Here is a 17,579-nt window from a genome sequence, read left to right as displayed (position 1 = left end):
ACATATCACCAACCAATTCATAACAAGGGCGTTCACTGAAGTTATAAGCCACAATTTCCCGATTGTATAAATCTAATATAGGTGATAAATACAGTTTTTTACTTCCCACTTTAAACTCAGTTGCATCCGTTACCCATTTCTGACCAGGTTTAGTCGCCTTAAAATCACGGTTTAATAGATTGGGCACAGCACTAAGACGACATTTATAAGAACGATATTTCTTTCCTCTTATCAAGGATTTTAAGCTCATTTCTTTCATTAAACGTAGCACCTTTTTATGATTCACAATGACATTCTTATTTTGTAATTCAGCCGTAATTCGTCGATAACCATAGCGACTAAAGTTATCTTCATAAATCTTGATAATAAGCGCTTTTAATTCACTATTTTTATCAATTTTAGATTTAGCCGAATCGTGATAGTAAAAAGTACTTCGCGACAAACCTGATGCGCTAAGCAATTTATTTAAGGGATATTTTTTCCTTAATTCATCAACTATTTGATACTTTTCTTTTTTTCTAATCTCTTTTGTCGAAGTAAGGCATCCAACTTTTTTAGATAAGCCACCTCCACTTCAAGGTCACTGACCATTTCGAGCAATTCTTCTTTTGTTTTTTCACTATTTTTTTTAACTTTTTGAGCCATTTTTTTATCTGCTTTTCCCTGTGGTGGATTCGGTGTCATTGAAAAACCTGCTTTGCCATATTTTTGGTATATTTTAAACCAGTGGCCTACATATCCAAAGTGTATATCAAACGCCAAAGCAGCTTGATTTTGTGAAAGATGATTGTCTATAAAATACCTGACCACTTTGTATTTAAAATCTGGAGAAAAATACCTTGGTTTTGTGACGGGTTTTAGTCCTTCAATGCCTTTTCTTTTATATAACTTTACCCACGACTCCACTGTACCGACAGGCACTTGAAAGTGCCAAGCGGTTAAACCATAACCATCATTACTCTTAAAATAATGTTCAATAACTTGTTTTTTAAAATCGAATGGATATTTTTTGGCCATAATTTTGTTCCCAAAAGTAGATTTAAACAATCCAACTTTTGGGGGGCAGTTCAATTATGGATGTCTTCAAAAATTAGAGATTATAACAAACTAGCTGTCGATATTTTAAATGAGCTAGGCGGTGAAAATAATATTGTGACCGTTTCTCGCTGTGCAACGCGTCTTCGCCTTGTTACCCAACATACACCAGATCACGCAAAAGAGAACATCGCTAAATTGCCGGGCGTGATTACCGTTGTTGAAAAAGGTGGTCAAATCCAGGTGGTTATTGGTACACATGTTGATAAAGTTTATAACGCCTTTACTCAACTGATTAATACTGATAAAAAAGTAACGAATGACGATAAAGCGAATATTTTAAATCGTGTTATTGCGACGATGTCAGCTGTTTTTGCGCCGTTTGTTTACGTTTTAGCCGCTTCGGGGATTTTACAAGGGATCTTAATTTTAATTAAATTAGCCTTTCCTGAACTTGAAACAACTAGTACTTATAAAATTTTTGACTTTATTTCTTGGGCACCTTTTTTCTTTCTCCCAATTTTTATTGCTATTACTGCTTCACAACATTTTCGTTGTAATATTTACATTGCGGTGGCTTGTTGTGCCGCATTACTTTCACCCACTTGGACAAAATTGGCAGAATTAATCAAAGCAGGGACAGAAATCGATTTATTTGGTATTGCATTATCAGAAACGCCTTATAACTCAACCGTACTACCGCCACTTTTTTTGGTGTGGCTACTGTCGTATTTAGAGCGATTTTTGGAACCACGATTACATAGTATTATCAAACCTCTTTTAATGCCTTTAATCTGTTTAGTGATTATGGTGCCATCAACACTTATTGCTATAGGACCAATAACTGCAAACGCAGCTCACTATATTGCTAATGGTTATAATTGGGTAGTTAATCTTGCGCCTTTCATTGCGGGTGGGTTGATTGGTGCTGTATGGCAAGTATTGGTTATTTTTGGTGTACATTGGGGAATAACACCTGTCATCACCGAAAATATCAATCAATATGGGCAAGATTCTTTCCAAGCATTCCAAACTATTGCCGTAATTGGTCAAGTGGGTGCTGCACTAGGTTTTTATATAAAAACTAAAACACAAGAAATGAAAGGTGTTTCATTATCTGCATTTATCACTGGTTTATTTGGTATCACTGAACCTGCTATTTATGGTGTAAACTTACGTTTTAAAAAGCCATTTATTTATGGATGTATCTGCGCATCTTTGGGTGGCATTGTTGCTGGGTTCTTTACACCTTATTACTATACTTATGCAGCACTACCAGGACCATTAACCATTGTCAATGCCATTAAACCCGATAATATGAGTTCATTTTTTGGTGTGGCAATTGGTTCAGCAATTGCATTAATTGGCCCTGTAATTTTAATCCAAATTTTTGGCACTGGCGAAACGATACAAGATAATTTTAACAACCAAAAAACTATCAATAACCAAGACGATAATCCTAAAATTCTTCTTGATGAAGTTGACATTAAAAGCCCAATGACAGGTCATGCTTTACCATTAAGTGAAGTGCCCGATCCTGCTTTTTCAAAAAAACTAATGGGTGAAGGAATTGCAATTGAACCTACTGATAATCACGTTTATGCGCCTTTTGATGCCGAGGTAACTGCGGTATTTGAAAATTCTAAACATGCCATTGGATTAACATTAGATAATGGCGTTGAGTTATTAATTCATGTGGGAATTGATACGGTTAATTTAACCAATAATGAGTTTGCATATCACGTTGAATTACACCAAAAAGTTAAAAAAGGTGATTTACTAATCAGCTTCAATCCTGAGGCAATCAAGCAAGCTGGCTACCCGTTAATTACCCCAATTATTATTGTTAATACCGATCAATTCCAATTCATTTCATTAACTGATAAAACAGAAGTTACAGTTGATGATATCATATTTAAAATTAAGCAATAACAAGGAATCAAAAATGACTAAAAAACCATTTTTATGGGGCGGTGCTTTAGCCGCTCACCAATTTGAAGGTGGCTGGAACGAAGGCGGTAAAGGACCAAGCGTGGTTGATGTTATGACTGCAGGCGCACATGGCGTTGCAAGACAAATCACCCAAGATATCGAAGCAGGTAAATTTTATCCAAACCATACCGCGATTGATTTTTATCATCATTATAAAGACGATATCAAACTATTTGCCGAATTAGGTCTTAAATGTTTACGTACCTCGATCGCCTGGACTCGAATTTTTCCAAAAGGTGATGAGCTTGAACCAAACGAAGAAGGACTTCGCTTTTATGATAACGTTTTTGATGAATTAATTGCGCACGGCATTGAACCTGTTATCACCTTATCGCATTTTGAAATGCCGTTACATATTGCTCGCCAGTATGGTGGTTTTAGAAACCGTAAAACAGTCGAATTTTTTGAACGTTTTGCCACTGCATGTTTTGAGCGTTATAAAAATAAAGTCAAATACTGGATGACATTTAACGAAATCAACAATCAAATGGATACCAGTAACCCTATCTTCTTTTGGACTAACTCGGGCGTACAAGTTAAACCGGGCGAAAATCCGCAAGAAGTCCTGTACCAAGTTGCTCACTATGAACTATTAGCCAGTGCTAAGGCAGTGATTGCTGGTAAAAAAATCAATCCGGATTTTCAAATTGGTTGTATGGTGTCACATGTGCCAATTTATCCATATTCTTGTAACCCTGAAGACATGATGGCATCAGAAATTGCTATGCATCAACGCTTCTTCTTTCCTGATGTTCACGTTCGTGGTTATTACCCTGCTTATGCTTTAAAAGAGTTTGAACGTGAAGGCTATAAGCTAGATATCACCGATGAAGATCTAACTTACTTAAAACAAGGCACCGTTGATTACATTGGCTTTAGCTACTATATGTCAACGGTTGTAAAAGCGGATGCCAAAAATGATAATCGCGATAACATCGTTAACGGTGCACTACCCAATGCAGTTGAAAATCCTTATATTAAAAGCAGTGATTGGGGCTGGCCAATTGACCCTGAAGGTTTACGTTATACACTCAATCGTTTGTATGATCGTTATCAATTACCACTGTTTATTGTGGAAAATGGTTTTGGTGCAATTGATGAACTTGAAAATGGCAATCAAGTGCACGACAAACCACGTATTGAATATCTAGGTGCACACATTAAAGCCATGCAAACTGCAATGGATTATGATGGCGTTGATGTGATTGGCTATACCGCATGGGGGATTATTGATGTCGTATCATTCACCACTGGCGAAATGAAAAAACGTTATGGCGTGATTTATGTTGACCGTGACAATGCTGGTAACGGTAGCATGAAACGTTATAAAAAGGATTCATTTGAATGGTATAAACAAGTGATTAGCACCAACGGTGCAAGTTTAAAATCATAATTATCAGTTAACAGAAATATTATTACGAGGATGCACTAAGATTTTGCCTGCATCCTCATTTTTTTGATAAAAAATACCTAAAACGGAAAAATTAACTGTTTTTCAACTTGTGGATCAATTAACGTTACATGAAAACCAATTAACCGAACACCACGACCATTACGTCGTTCTAACCAAACTTTATGCGCTTGTTCAATCAAATCGGCTTTATCTAATTTAGACCATACATGCTCTTGAGTTGTCAGTTGAAAATCGTCAAACTTAAATTTGACACCTTGCCGAGCGATCGATAAGTCAGCACGCACTTTACTTAATCGTTTTTCTATCTCTTCAAATAATGGGTCAAACTGCAATAAACACTCATCCCAACTATGGATGTCGTCAGTTAAAGTACGCTCTACCCCAACGGATTTACGTTGCCTGTCATTATAAATTTCGCGATCATCAATACCTTGGCATCGCTCATACAATATGCGTCCAAATTTACCAAATTGATTGAATAATTTTGTTACGTCGTAATTAACGACATCTTTACACGTAAATAGCCCTAATTGTGCCAGCTTCTTTTCTGTGACTTTACCTACACCAGGGATTTTTTTTAAAGGAAGCTGCGCAATAAAACCATCGACCTCATCAGGTGTTATCACATACTGGCCATTAGGCTTATTCATATCTGAAGCAATTTTTGCAAGAAATTTAAGTGGAGCAACACCAGCAGACGCCGTTAATTCAAGTTCCTTAAAAATAGCTTGGCGAATATCTTGAGCAATTAAGGTAGCTGAACCGTAACAAAGCTTGCAATCGGTCACATCAAGGTAAGCCTCATCAAGCGATAAAGCCTCTATAGATTCAGTATACCGCCTAAAAATTTGGTGGATCTGTTTTGACACTTCTTTATAAACCGCATGCCTACCTGGTATAATTTTAAGATTAGGGCACAATTTAATAGCTTGTGCCATTGACATAGCACTATGTATACCATATTGACGAGCTAAATAATTGGCAGTGGCAACTACACCACGTTTACGGGGATCACCCCCAACCGCAATGGGCAAATTGCGATAACGGGGATTATCTCTCATCTCAACGGCGGCATAAAAACAATCCATATCGACATGAATAATTTTTCGCATAAAACGGCTTCACAACACCAAAAAATACTGTATAAATATACAATATCACAACTAAAACTGTTGTGTAAATAGCCTTTACGGTTACTTAGCCAATTTATCAAAATCAATTAAACCATTTTTATCATAAGGATCGCCAATCCAGCGCGTTGATTGATGAAAATTAGGATTAACAATACTTTTTTCAGGAACGTATAAGTTATAGCTTAACCCCGCTAAATCAGACCACGTGTGAATCAAATCTTGCGTACTAAATTTGCGATCCACATAATGTTGATAATGATTCGGATGAGTTGCTACCCATGTTGGTGATTGCCACAGCATAAATGGCACAGTATACATGGTGCGAGTTGGTGCTTTTTCGTTTCGCCCTAAGATATTGTGTGGAGAGGTTTGATAAACATCTTCGCCATGATCTGAAAAGTACAACATAAAGCCATTTTCTTGGCTATCTTTAAAGATATTAAAAAGCGTTGTCGTAATATAATCGTTATAACTTATGGCATTATCATAAGTATTATACACATCGACTTTATCGTCATCGATATTAAATGTAATGCCTGTTTTATCTTTAAAACGATCATGCTCACCATCTTTTGGGTAACGGAACGCGTATTTCATATGCGTGCCTAGCAAATGAATAACAATGAATTTCTTCTCACTTGGATCATTCAACACTTTTTTAAATGGTTCAAAAACGGACTCATCATATCGCCTTGCACTTTGATTACGATCGTTATTCATATAAAACTGTTCATCCGTTTGCTGAGAAAACATCGTTAACATCGTATTACGCCTAGTCATCGTTTGCTGATTGGTGATCCAAAACGTTTTATAACCAGCTTGTTTCATTAAATGGATTAAAGACGGCGTTTTTAAATATAAATCTGGGTGCTGTTCATCAGCAAAAGTTAACGCTTGTTGCAAAATTTCAATAGTATAAGGTCTTGATGAAACCACATCATTAAATACCACAAAATTCGGATTATCTTTTTTAAACTGCTCAATTTGTGGTGTAGTATCCCGCCCATAACCATAAATGCCCATTCTATTGCGTGTTGTTGATTCACCTATTACTAGCACTAACGTTCTTGGGGTATTACCGTTGGCATCTTTTAAATTTTCTAACGGGGGTAATGTTTGCAAATGGTTTAAAATATCTTCCATATTTGATAATTGTGAACGATAGGCTAAATAACTATTAAGTAATTGCCATGGTACGGTTGTTTCCATACGTGTTAGCAGATGCGATCCCGCTTTCTTGATAGATGATTTTTTTATTGTGACACTAATAAACACCGGCATAATGGCATAAATCACAATTAACATTGATACAATCCATTTAGTATAGCTTTTGACATAAACTGGTTTTACTTTAGTCCACAGAAAAATCCCAACCAAGCTATAAATAATCAAAATCACAACTAATTTAATGCTCAAATACTGCTGAATAAACTCACTAGACTCAGTAAAGTTTGATTCCGCCATAATAAAAAAGACACTTTGCGAAAATTCCTGTCGATAAATAATAAAATATCCGATAGAAATCAAAGACAAACTACCCACAATCATCCCCAAAACAGTCGCAATACTCCGCGTATAGTTAGGAAAAATTAAAACAGGAATAAGCCAAATCAAACTATAAATAATAGAATCACGCAATCCAATAACATTAGAATGACCAGAAAAGAAAATATACAATTGCAACGCACTAGAAAAATAAGTAAAAAATAGAATATTAAAGATAAGTGCTGATCGACTAAAAGAACAATTTGCTTTGGTGTTTTGCATAGATATTAAATAAGTTTGTTATTAATTATTAAAAACAATCTACGCAAAATAGATTAATAAAACCTTAAGATATAACAATTTTAATTTAAATAATAAGTTATCAACAATAAATAGTCGTGAGTTAATAATTTAGAAGAATAATCGATAAATAGTCAGCTAAAGACCTTTATTTAGCCCCTAACGACTACTGTTTATTAAACGTTAAAACCCAACATTTTGGCAATGTGATTATTTTCAGATTGTTTTAGTTGTTTTGGCAAACCATTAAAAACAATCTGCCCATTATCCACAACCAAACAACGCGAAAAGTAACTGAGCGAATCATCAAGATAATGTGATACCATCATTAAGGTTAAATTAAACTTATCACAAATTTGATTAACTAATGCTAACATTTCATAACGTAGAGCTTGATCAAGCGCTGAAAACGGCTCATCCAATAATAAAATAGGCCGATGTTGAATTAAACAACGCGCAAGTGCCACTCGCTGGCGTTGCCCACCTGATAACTGTTCTGGATATCGTTTGCCAAATCCATCCAATCCCACTTGAATTAAAATGTCACAAATAGTCTGTTGCTCAGTTACCGTTAATTTTAATGATGGCTTAAGTCCTAAAGCAATATTTTGTTCAACAGTTAAGTGACTAAATAAATTGTTATCTTGAAACAACATTGATACAGGGCGTTTGCCAGGGAGTAAGTTATTTGCGTATTGTTTATTAAGAATGATATCGCCCGATTCTGGATGAATAAATCCAGCAATTAAATTTAATAAAGTACTTTTACCTGCACCACTAGGTCCAACAATGACGACACGTTCTTTTGTTGGTATATCAACATTAAAGTGTATTTTAAAATTATCATATTGATAATTAATTTGATTCAGTTCGATCATAATCTATCACAGCCAACAAACTAAAAGATAATATTAACAATAATGCAGCCGTTACGGTACTTTCTTGATAATGATAATGAGAAATCTGTTCATACAAATAATAGGGTAGCGTAATGACAGACTGCCCACCAAACAACGCAACAATACCAAAATCACCCAATGACAATATCGCAGAAAAAGCAAAACTCTGAATGATTAATTTTTTTAGCGCCTTGTATTCGATCAAATAAAAATGTAAAAACCCATTAATATTAAGTGATTGGCTTAATTGCCAGTAACGTGAAGTCACATCATACATTGGTGCGGCAAGATTTTTTAATACAAAAGGTAATGCCATTAACCCATTACACAACATAATTAAGACACAAACAAGCACAGAACTATAAGCATACGAAAATAACATTAAAAACATACCCGACGCCAGTGCCATACTTGGAATAATTAAAATCAGCGTTCCAATCAACATTAATCGATTACTCCACTTTATTTGCTGATTAATCAATAGGCGGCTGTTGGTATAAAGTAATAATAAAGCAAGTAGCATAGCAAGCATTGCCGATCCCAAAGCAATTAATACCGAAAACATAACAGCATTTTGAAAAGTCGCCGTTAAAAATGACAACTTAAAAAAATAAATCCCTTCAATAAGTATTGTAATGATGGGTAAAATAATAAATAACCCACCAATAACAATAATCACCATACTCAACAACGCTAAGTGAAACGAAACCGGCACACAATAATTTTTCCTAACGCAGTTCACACTAAGTCTTTTGTTATAATTTGTTTTTTGCATCAACCGCATAAAACTAACGCAACAAACTAACTGCAAACAGGCTAAAAATACAGCTTGCATCAAATCAAACTCACGAATAGATTGATAAATAGCCACTTCAATTGTGGAATATTTTGGTCCACCACCAAGCGTTAATACTATGGCAAAACTCGAAAAACAAAGCATAAAAATAAGCGATGCCATCGGGAACAATTGCCGACGTAGCAGTGGCCATTCAACCAATTTAAAATAAGTAAAACTCGAAAAATTTAACTGCGTCGCTAACTGTTTGTGTGCGACTGGCACGTTATTTAAGGTTTGGTAAAATAAACAACAAGCATACGGAAAATTAAGAAACACATGCGCAAGTAATATACCTTTTAAGCCATAAATGGATGTAATAAATGGCAACCCCAACCAATTGAAAACCCCAGCCAATAAGCCATGTTTTCCATAAACAGACAGCAGCCCCGTTACAACAACAAGTGTGGGTAAAATAAAGGTAATAGGCATTATGCGTAACAATAACCGTTTACCCCAAAAATTGACCATTGATAAAGCTTTCGCCATTAATATGGCCAATAGGACAGATAATAATGTCGATAGCATTGCTTGAAATACTGTTATCCAAATCAAATGCATCAAATAACTATCAAAATAGACAGTTACATTATTAGATTTGATAGCGACCAAGCAAAGCGCACATAGTGCTGTGCCTAATACAATTAAGATGAAGCTTGCAGCGCTAAAACCTGGAAGTAATGTTCTTAATTTCAACATTGGGCTAAATAAAACTACTTACTAATGGTGGCTTTCCATTCACGTACCCACGCTTTTTGATTCTGTTCAACTTGCTTGGCATCAAACTCAAGCGGTTTATTGACTGGCTTAATTTGTTGAAAAGCTTCGGGTAATGGAATATTAATAATTGGATACATGAAATTTTTTTCAGCAAATTGGCGCTGTATTTCAGGGGTTAATAGATATCGCAAAAATGAACGTGCAAGTTCTGGTTGTTGACTATACTTAGTAATGCCCACAACTTCAACTTGGCGGTAATGGCCTTCATCAAAAATAGCCGCCGCATAACGATGATCATTATCATTCATAATATGCGCAACAGGTGAAGTGCTATAACTAAGCACAAAATCGGCCTCTCCTTTCAAAAATAGACCATAAGCTTCGCTCCAACCTTTGGTCACTGTCACGGTATTATTAGCTATTTTTTGCCAAGCAGATGCAGCATCATCACCGTATATCTTCTTCACCCAAAATAATAAACCTAACCCTGGTGTACTGGTTCTTGGATCTTGATAAATAATATTCCAGTTGGCTTGATTATCAACTAGCTCGTGCATACTCCTTGGTGGATGATTAATTTTTTGTTGATTATAAATAAATGCAAAATAGCCAAAATCATAAGGCATAAAATCACTATCCCACCAGTCGGTATTTAAATTATTGGGCTTACTAATTTTATGAGGAATAACAATACCCGCCTGTTTGGCTTGGTCTAAAAGGTTATTGTCTAACCCTAAAATCACATCGGCATTGGTTCTATCGCCCTCAAGACGAATTCGATTTAAAACCGCTACGCCATCGCCTAATGCAACAATTTCAAGTTGGCAATCGCACTGCGCTTCAAACCCCTGTTTAATCGCCTGACCAGGTCCCCATTCTGAAATAAACGAATTGTAACTATAAACGGTTAATGTAGGTTTTTCGTTGGTAGCATTGGCGTTATTGAGCATAAAAAGCGCAAACAAGCCTAAAGGTAATAAGACATTTTTAAAAAACATTTTGCCTCCAAAATAGCAAATAAAAGACAAAAGGTTTGAGCAGGTATAATAACTCAAATCCCTCCGCTGGCATGATCCAGTTCAGGTTCGACGGGTTATGTTAGCCAATCTAACATTCTCAGCCCTACTGGGCACCCCGTTGAGAACGCCGAGTAGTTTAGAGGTTAGAGTGGGGATTGTAAATAACGAAAGTGATAAAGGGGGTGGTTTGTGTTTTTTTTAAGCATCAAAATAAAAATATGATTAAAATCGATATCTTTTTCAGACGTTTTTTTAGTTAGTTAAATGGTTCTTATTATGGTTCCCTATTCGTAGTTTTGTTGATTTGTCAGATGTTGGCACCTTGTCAAGTTTGTGTAAACGATTGATTTTCCTTAAAAACACCAAACAAAAAACTTCAATAAAATCAATACCTTTCCTGACTGATTTTTAGCAAAAAAACTTGCGTAAAAATCAATCAAGGCTATTAAGTTTGTCTTGTTCTGGTGTCAGAATAATGCCAACAACAGAGTAAGGTCACCACACCAAACAAGGATGTTTGGTGTGGCTATACTTCATCGGGAACACAAATTTGTTTGAAGCGAAGTTGAACATATGAGCAAAGCAAAAGTGACCTCTTAGAGGCGAGTATCAAGATGATACAAGTAACTATAAAAAGACCACATCATACAGCCTTGCGTTGTTTTTTAAGGAGTTTGGCAAAAAACTCACTCAAACCAAATCATCGATGCCATCCGCCCTGTTTTATTTTCACGACGGTATGAAAAAAACTTGTCTTGTTCAGTATAAGTACAAAAATCACCTCCAAAAATCTTAGTTACTCCTATTGACTGTAAGCGTTGTTTAGCAATTAAGTAAAGGTCGGCTAAGTATTTTTGTTCAGCAGGGTTGATTAATTTAAAAGCAATTTTTGCATTGCGGTCGATTTTTTCAAATTGTTCCTTGACGTCAATACCAACTTCAAACTTTTTGGCGCTGATTGCTGGCCCAAGCCATGCGATGATGTTTGACCGTGGCGAGGCAAATTTTTTGACGGTTTCTTCCAGTATTCCATTACATAATCCTCGCCATCCTGCATGTGCTGCCGCAACTTCGTCACCATTGGTTGTACAAAACAAGACTGGCATACAATCGGCAGTGAGTACGACGCAAACTTGTTTGGGTTGATGGGTATAAGATGCGTCGGCTTCTATGGTTTGGTTAGGAATGTTGCCTGTTGCTGTTTGTAAAGCGATTTGCGATATATCCAGCGTTATGGTGCTGTGGGTTTGAGTTAACCAATAGGGTTCGCTAGGTATCTGTTCGGTTTGTATTAGGCGCTGACGGTTTTGCGCTATGTGTTCTAAATTGTCGCCTGTTCGACTCCCCATATTTAAGCTCGCAAATGGCGCCATGCTGACACCGCCTATTCGTGTTGTAGTGAAAGCTCGGACGTTTTTGGGCGCTATCCAATACGGGTAAATCGATTTTATCATGTTGATTACCAATCTAGTTCATCTTTGTGTTGTTCGGTGTCTTCTTGCAAGGCTTGAATTAGTGTCTGCATGTCTTGCGGTATTGGTGCATTCCATTGCATGAGTTCGCCTGTGATGGGGTGATACAGGCTTAACATAGTGGCATGTAGTGCTTGACGGTCAAAGTCGCGCAAGGTTTGAATAAACGATTCGCTTGCGCCTTTGGGCGGTCTTGGGCGTCCACCATAAAGTGGATCGCCAATTAATGGATGAGCAATATGTGCCATATGTACACGAATTTGGTGAGTTCGACCTGTTTCTAAGCGTAAACGTAATCGGGTATGTAAGCGGTACTTTTCCATCACTCGGTAGTGTGTAACCGCTGGTTTGCCGGTCGGGAATACCGCCATGTGGGTACGTTTGGTCGGGTGGCGAGTGATGGGTTGATCAACCGTACCCCCTGCGGTGATAATGCCCATAGCAACTGCTTCATATTCACGGGTGATTTCTCGGTGTTGAAGCGCATCAACTAAATGTGTTTGGGCGTTAATGGTTTTAGCAACAACCATCAGGCCAGTGGTATCTTTGTCAAGTCGATGAACAATACCAGCTCGCGGTACACGCGCTATGTCCGGATGATAATGTAATAAAGCATTTAATACCGTTCCATCAGGATTGCCGGCACCAGGGTGTACGACTAAATCACGCGGTTTGTTGATAACTAAGATGTCGTCATCTTCATAAACAATATCGAGTTTTATGTCTTCAGCCTGGTGATAGGTTTCTTCTTCGATTTCGGCATTGATTGTGATTTTTTCACCACCTAAGACCTTTTCTTTTGGTTTGTTAACTATATTGTTATTAACAGTGACTTTATTATTGACGATCCAATCTTTTATTCTTGATCGTGAATAATCGGGGAAAAGTGCTGACAACGCTTGATCTAAGCGCATTCCTAATTGGTGTTGTTCAATTTCGGTTGATAATTTTAACTCATGCATGTGTAATTTATCTATTTTAAGCTGTTTTGTTTTAGAGTATTATATACCAATCATCGCCTTTTATGTTTAATTATATTTGGATTGAAAACTGAATGAAATTGCGCTTACACTCTTTGTTAGCTATCGCTTTAACTGGCATGCTAATTGGTTGTACTTCTTCTAAGCCAGATGTTGAAAATGTACCCGAAATTGAGCTTTACAATAAAGCTAAATCAGAGCTTGAAAATGGGAATATTAAATCCAGTATTAAAGTATTAGAGTCATTGGATAAAAATTATCCATTCGGTCCTTATTCACAACAAGTGCAGCTTGATTTGATTTATGCTTATTATAAGTCTGCCGATTTGCCGTTGGCGATTGCCTCAATTGACCGATTTTTAAAATTGAATCCAACACATCAAAATATTGACTGGGTTATTTATATGCGTGGCCTTTCAAATATGGCGCAAGATGACAATATGATCCAAGGTTGGTTTAATGTTGATCGTTCAGATCGCGATGCTAATTACGCGGCAGCTGCGTTTAAGGATTTTACGTATTTAGTGTCTAGCTTTCCAAGTAGTCAGTATGCCGCCGATGCACAAAAGCGTCTTGTATTTTTGAAAAACAGATTAGCGCGCTATCAGTTAAAAGTAGCTCAGTTTTATACTAAACGCGGTGCTTATGTAGCGGTAATTAACCGCGTGACTGACATGCTATCGATGTTCCCAGATACCGATTCGACTAAAGAAGCCTTGCTGTTAATGCGTAATGCCTATAACGAATTAGGGTTAGTCAACGAAACACAAAAAGTCGATCAACTCATTCAAGCCAACCTTGAAAACATGCCAAAAGAAGAGCAACGTTCATTTTTATCACGCTTTACTAGCGTTTTTAATGGTGGTTAGGCTGTTTTAGATTTGAGTTCCAACCATTAATAATTCTGTATAACATTAATTGCTATTTAAGTTTGATTAAATGGCAATTAATTAGCAAACTCAAATGGAACATTATTAGCTGAAGCTTCAGAAATATTGATTCCATTGTTGTAGGTATTAGAGAAAACAATATGTGGAATAAAAAAGTTATTATCTAATACTCTATAGTCATATTTTAAACTAACTCTTGATTCACATATCGTTTGTAAAACGTGTAAATAACCAATACAATTAGCAACATATTTTTATTAGCAATAGTAGATAGGACATTAACTCGTCATGCAAGAACAATACCGCCCAGATGAAATTGAAGCCACAGTGCAAAAACACTGGCAAGACAATAAAACTTTTCACGTTACCGAAGATCCATCAAAAGAAAAATATTACTGTTTATCGATGCTACCTTACCCATCTGGGCGTTTGCATCTTGGTCATGTTCGCAATTACACCATTGGCGATACCATTTCACGTTACCAACGCTTAAACGGTAAAAATGTACTACAACCAATTGGTTGGGATGCATTTGGTTTACCTGCTGAAGGGGCTGCTGTTAAAAATAATACTGCACCGGCAAAATGGACCTACGAAAATATTGCCTATATGAAAAAACAATTACAGCTTTTAGGCTTCGGTTATGATTGGGATCGCGAAGTGACAACTTGCCGCCCAGAATATTACAAATGGGAACAATGGTTTTTTACCAAGTTATACGAAAAAGGTCTAGTTTATAAAAAAACATCTGCGGTTAACTGGTGTCCAAATGACCAAACCGTACTTGCTAATGAGCAAGTGGTTGAAGGCTGTTGTTGGCGTTGTAGCACCCCCGTTGAACGCAAAGAGATCCCACAGTGGTTTATTAAAATCACCGAATATGCCGAAGAGCTACTTAATGATTTAGATACCTTAGAGAGCTGGCCAGAACAAGTTAAAACCATGCAACGTAACTGGATTGGTCGCTCTGAAGGGGTTGAATTTGATTTTGCTGTTGAAAATTATGCCGATAAATTACGTGTTTATACAACGCGCCCTGATACTTTAATGGGGGTTAGCTTTGTGTCAGTTGCAGCAGAACATCCTCTTGCACAATTAGCTGCAAAAAATGATGCAAAAATTGCTGAGTTTGTTGCTGAATGTAAAAACACCAAAACCGCCGAAGCCGATATGGCAACAATGGAAAAGAAAGGCATTGCAACTGGCTTTTATGCTATCCATCCATTAACAGGCAAAAAAGTCCCTGTTTGGATTGCTAACTTTGTGCTAATTGAATATGGTACAGGTGCGGTCATGGCTGTGCCGGGTCACGATGAGCGCGATTATGAGTTTGCCTCAAAATACAATTTACCAATTAATCCTGTTATTTTAACTCAAGACGGCAATGCGCCCGACTTATCTGAAAAAGCATATACTGAACATGGCAAATTATTTAATTCTGGCGAGTTTGATGGTCTGGATTTTGATCAAGCGTTTAATGCAGTTGCCGATAAATTAATTGCGCTAGGTATTGGTCAACGTAAAGTTAATTACCGTTTGCGTGATTGGGGAGTTTCCCGCCAACGTTATTGGGGGGCGCCTATCCCAATGGTGACGCTTGAAGACGGTACAACGATTCCAACACCAGAAGATCAGTTACCGGTTATTTTGCCAGAAGACGTCGAAATGAACGGTATCACTAGTCCAATTAAAGCCGATCCTAACTGGGCAAAAACAACGGTGAACGGTCAGCCTGCTCTACGTGAAACCGATACGTTTGATACCTTTATGGAGTCATCTTGGTATTATGCCCGTTATACTTGTCCACAATTTGACGAAGGTATGTTAGACGAAAAAGCGGCTAATTATTGGTTACCTGTTGATCAGTATGTCGGTGGTATTGAGCATGCGATTATGCATTTGCTTTATTTTAGATTTTTCCATAAATTAATGCGTGATTTTGGTTTAGTATCGTCCGATGAGCCAGCAAAACGCTTACTATGCCAAGGCATGGTACTCGCCGATGCATTTTATTATACCAGCCCAACCAATGAACGTATTTGGGTTTCACCAACCGACGTCACTATTGAACGTGATGAAAAAGGTCGCATTGCTAAAGCCGTTGATAAACATGGCAATGAGCTAGTCCATGCGGGTATGACGAAGATGTCAAAATCCAAAAACAATGGAATCGACCCTCAAGAAATGGTTGAAAAATACGGTGCTGATACGGTTCGATTGTTTATGATGTTTGCTTCGCCAGCAGATATGACTTTGGAATGGCAAGAATCTGGCGTTGAAGGTGCCAACCGATTTATTAAACGTGTGTGGCGTTTAGTGTATGAACATGCACAAAAAGGTCAAACCGCTAAACTTAATGTTGCCTCTTTGGATAGTGAGCAAAAATCATTACGCCGTGAGCTACATAAAACCATTGCTAAAGTGAGTGATGATATTGGACGCCGCCAAACGTTTAATACCGCTATTGCCGCTGTCATGGAGTTTATGAACCGCTTACAAAAAGCACCACAAGAAACCGAGCAAGATCGTGCACTCATGAGTGAAGCATTAAATGCGATTGTTCGTTTACTTTACCCTATGATGCCACACGCTTGTTTTGTTATGTGGCAAGCTTTAGGTCATAGCGAATCTATTGATAACACAACTTGGCCTGTTGCTGACCAATCAGCAATGATTGAAGATGAAAAACTTATTGTTGTGCAAATCAATGGTAAAGTCCGTGGTAAATTTACGGTGCCAGCTGATGCTGATCAAGATTTTGTTGTATCACAAGCGAAACAAGAACCCAATATTCAAAAATACTTGAGCGATGTTACTATCCGTAAAGTGATTTACGTTCCGGGTAAATTATTAAATCTTGTTGTGAGTTAAGATTGTTTGATAACTAAATTTAGGCGATTATAGATATGAAAAAGTATGTAGCATTATTTATGTTATTAGCGATATCCTTAACAGGATGTGGATTTCACTTACAGCATGAAACAGAAGTCCCGACGCGCTTTAAGACAATTTCTTATACTAGCTATGACCCTTATGGGCGATTGTCTCGTAATATTAAAGAGTTATTACACGATAACAAAGTGACGTTAACAAATAATGCAACAGCTCAAGTGCCATCACTTAGGATGGTAAGTGAAAATCTAAGCCGCAATACCATTTCGATTTATCAAGATGGTAAAGCTGCCGAATATCAATTGGTATTAACCGTTGAAGCACAAGTAGTTATTGAAGGTCAACAAATATATCCAATCAATGTTCGTATATTTAGGACGTTTTTTGATAACCCATCGCAAGCATTAGCAAAAACAGTCGAGCAAGATTTAATCGAAGATGAGATGTTTAAACAAGCCGCTAAGCAAGTCATCCGTAAATTAAAATCGATTGATGCGGTAAATTAAAGTTGTC

General features: G+C 37.0%; 14 protein-coding genes and 1 riboswitch. Of the genes, 5 read left to right on the top strand and 9 right to left on the bottom strand.

Annotation, left to right across the window (positions count from 1 at the left end; genetic code table 11):
• A partial coding sequence (locus tag ACYIAJ_RS07885) for an IS3 family transposase (protein ID WP_483564480.1) occupies positions 1-499 on the bottom strand: 499 nt, incomplete at its 3' end.
• Positions 496-1,017 (bottom strand): transposase, encoded by a 522-nt coding sequence (locus tag ACYIAJ_RS07880; protein ID WP_483564479.1) that lies wholly within the window; start codon positions 1,015-1,017, stop codon positions 496-498. The genes ACYIAJ_RS07880 and ACYIAJ_RS07885, both read right to left, overlap by 4 nt.
• Before the next feature lie 60 nt (positions 1,018-1,077).
• On the opposite strand from ACYIAJ_RS07880, the gene ACYIAJ_RS07875 reads away from it, so the two are divergent.
• A complete protein-coding gene (locus ACYIAJ_RS07875; protein WP_160403742.1) occupies positions 1,078-2,967 on the top strand; it encodes a glucose PTS transporter subunit IIA in 1,890 nt (629 codons plus the stop codon).
• A 13-nt stretch (positions 2,968-2,980) separates the two neighbouring features.
• On the top strand, positions 2,981-4,420 hold the full coding sequence (locus ACYIAJ_RS07870; protein WP_483558826.1) for a 6-phospho-beta-glucosidase: 1,440 nt from the start codon (positions 2,981-2,983) through the stop codon (positions 4,418-4,420).
• A 77-nt stretch (positions 4,421-4,497) separates the two neighbouring features.
• Here ACYIAJ_RS07870 and dinB read toward each other — a convergent pair whose 3' ends face one another.
• The 7 genes from dinB to rluD all read right to left on the bottom strand — a co-directional run bounded on the left by dinB (position 4,498) and on the right by rluD (position 13,266).
• Positions 4,498-5,553: a DNA polymerase IV gene (dinB, locus tag ACYIAJ_RS07865; protein WP_483558827.1), complete on the bottom strand. Its 1,056-nt coding sequence runs from the start codon at positions 5,551-5,553 to the stop codon at positions 4,498-4,500.
• A gap of 81 nt (positions 5,554-5,634) precedes the next feature.
• Complete coding sequence (cptA, locus tag ACYIAJ_RS07860; protein ID WP_483558829.1) at positions 5,635-7,341, bottom strand: phosphoethanolamine transferase CptA; 1,707 nt, start codon at positions 7,339-7,341, stop codon at positions 5,635-5,637.
• A gap of 194 nt (positions 7,342-7,535) precedes the next feature.
• Entirely contained in the window at positions 7,536-8,237 is a 702-nt protein-coding gene (gene thiQ, locus ACYIAJ_RS07855; RefSeq protein WP_483558831.1) for a thiamine ABC transporter ATP-binding protein ThiQ, read from the bottom strand.
• On the bottom strand, positions 8,215-9,792 hold the full coding sequence (gene thiP / locus ACYIAJ_RS07850) for a thiamine/thiamine pyrophosphate ABC transporter permease (RefSeq protein ID WP_483558832.1): 1,578 nt from the start codon (positions 9,790-9,792) through the stop codon (positions 8,215-8,217). The genes thiQ and thiP overlap by 23 nt, the downstream gene beginning before the upstream one ends.
• A gap of 14 nt (positions 9,793-9,806) precedes the next feature.
• A complete protein-coding gene (thiB, locus tag ACYIAJ_RS07845) occupies positions 9,807-10,763 on the bottom strand; it encodes a thiamine ABC transporter substrate binding subunit (protein WP_483559001.1) in 957 nt (318 codons plus the stop codon).
• Positions 10,764-10,851: 88 nt separating this feature from the next.
• Positions 10,852-10,960: riboswitch (TPP riboswitch) on the bottom strand.
• Positions 10,961-11,518: 558 nt separating this feature from the next.
• Entirely contained in the window at positions 11,519-12,283 is a 765-nt protein-coding gene (gene pgeF / locus ACYIAJ_RS07840) for a peptidoglycan editing factor PgeF (protein WP_483559003.1), read from the bottom strand.
• A gap of 8 nt (positions 12,284-12,291) precedes the next feature.
• Positions 12,292-13,266 (bottom strand): 23S rRNA pseudouridine(1911/1915/1917) synthase RluD, encoded by a 975-nt coding sequence (gene rluD / locus ACYIAJ_RS07835; protein WP_483558833.1) that lies wholly within the window; start codon positions 13,264-13,266, stop codon positions 12,292-12,294.
• 92 nt (positions 13,267-13,358) lie between these two features.
• Here rluD and bamD point away from each other — a divergent pair, with 92 nt between their 5' ends.
• From bamD to lptE, 3 genes are all read left to right on the top strand, one after another.
• The gene (gene bamD / locus ACYIAJ_RS07830) at positions 13,359-14,153 is read left to right on the top strand and encodes an outer membrane protein assembly factor BamD (RefSeq protein ID WP_483558834.1); all 795 of its coding nucleotides are present in this window, start codon (positions 13,359-13,361) and stop codon (positions 14,151-14,153) included.
• Between the two features lie 309 nt (positions 14,154-14,462).
• Complete coding sequence (gene leuS / locus ACYIAJ_RS07825) at positions 14,463-17,045, top strand: leucine--tRNA ligase (protein WP_483558836.1); 2,583 nt, start codon at positions 14,463-14,465, stop codon at positions 17,043-17,045.
• Positions 17,046-17,080: 35 nt separating this feature from the next.
• Positions 17,081-17,572: an LPS assembly lipoprotein LptE gene (gene lptE / locus ACYIAJ_RS07820; protein WP_483558838.1), complete on the top strand. Its 492-nt coding sequence runs from the start codon at positions 17,081-17,083 to the stop codon at positions 17,570-17,572.
• Positions 17,573-17,579 lie beyond the last annotated feature (7 nt).

Source organism: Gilliamella sp. X-46, assembly GCF_057063525.1.
The sequence above is the reverse complement of the archived record's forward strand: the minus strand, read 5'-3'. Positions and strand labels throughout refer to the sequence as shown.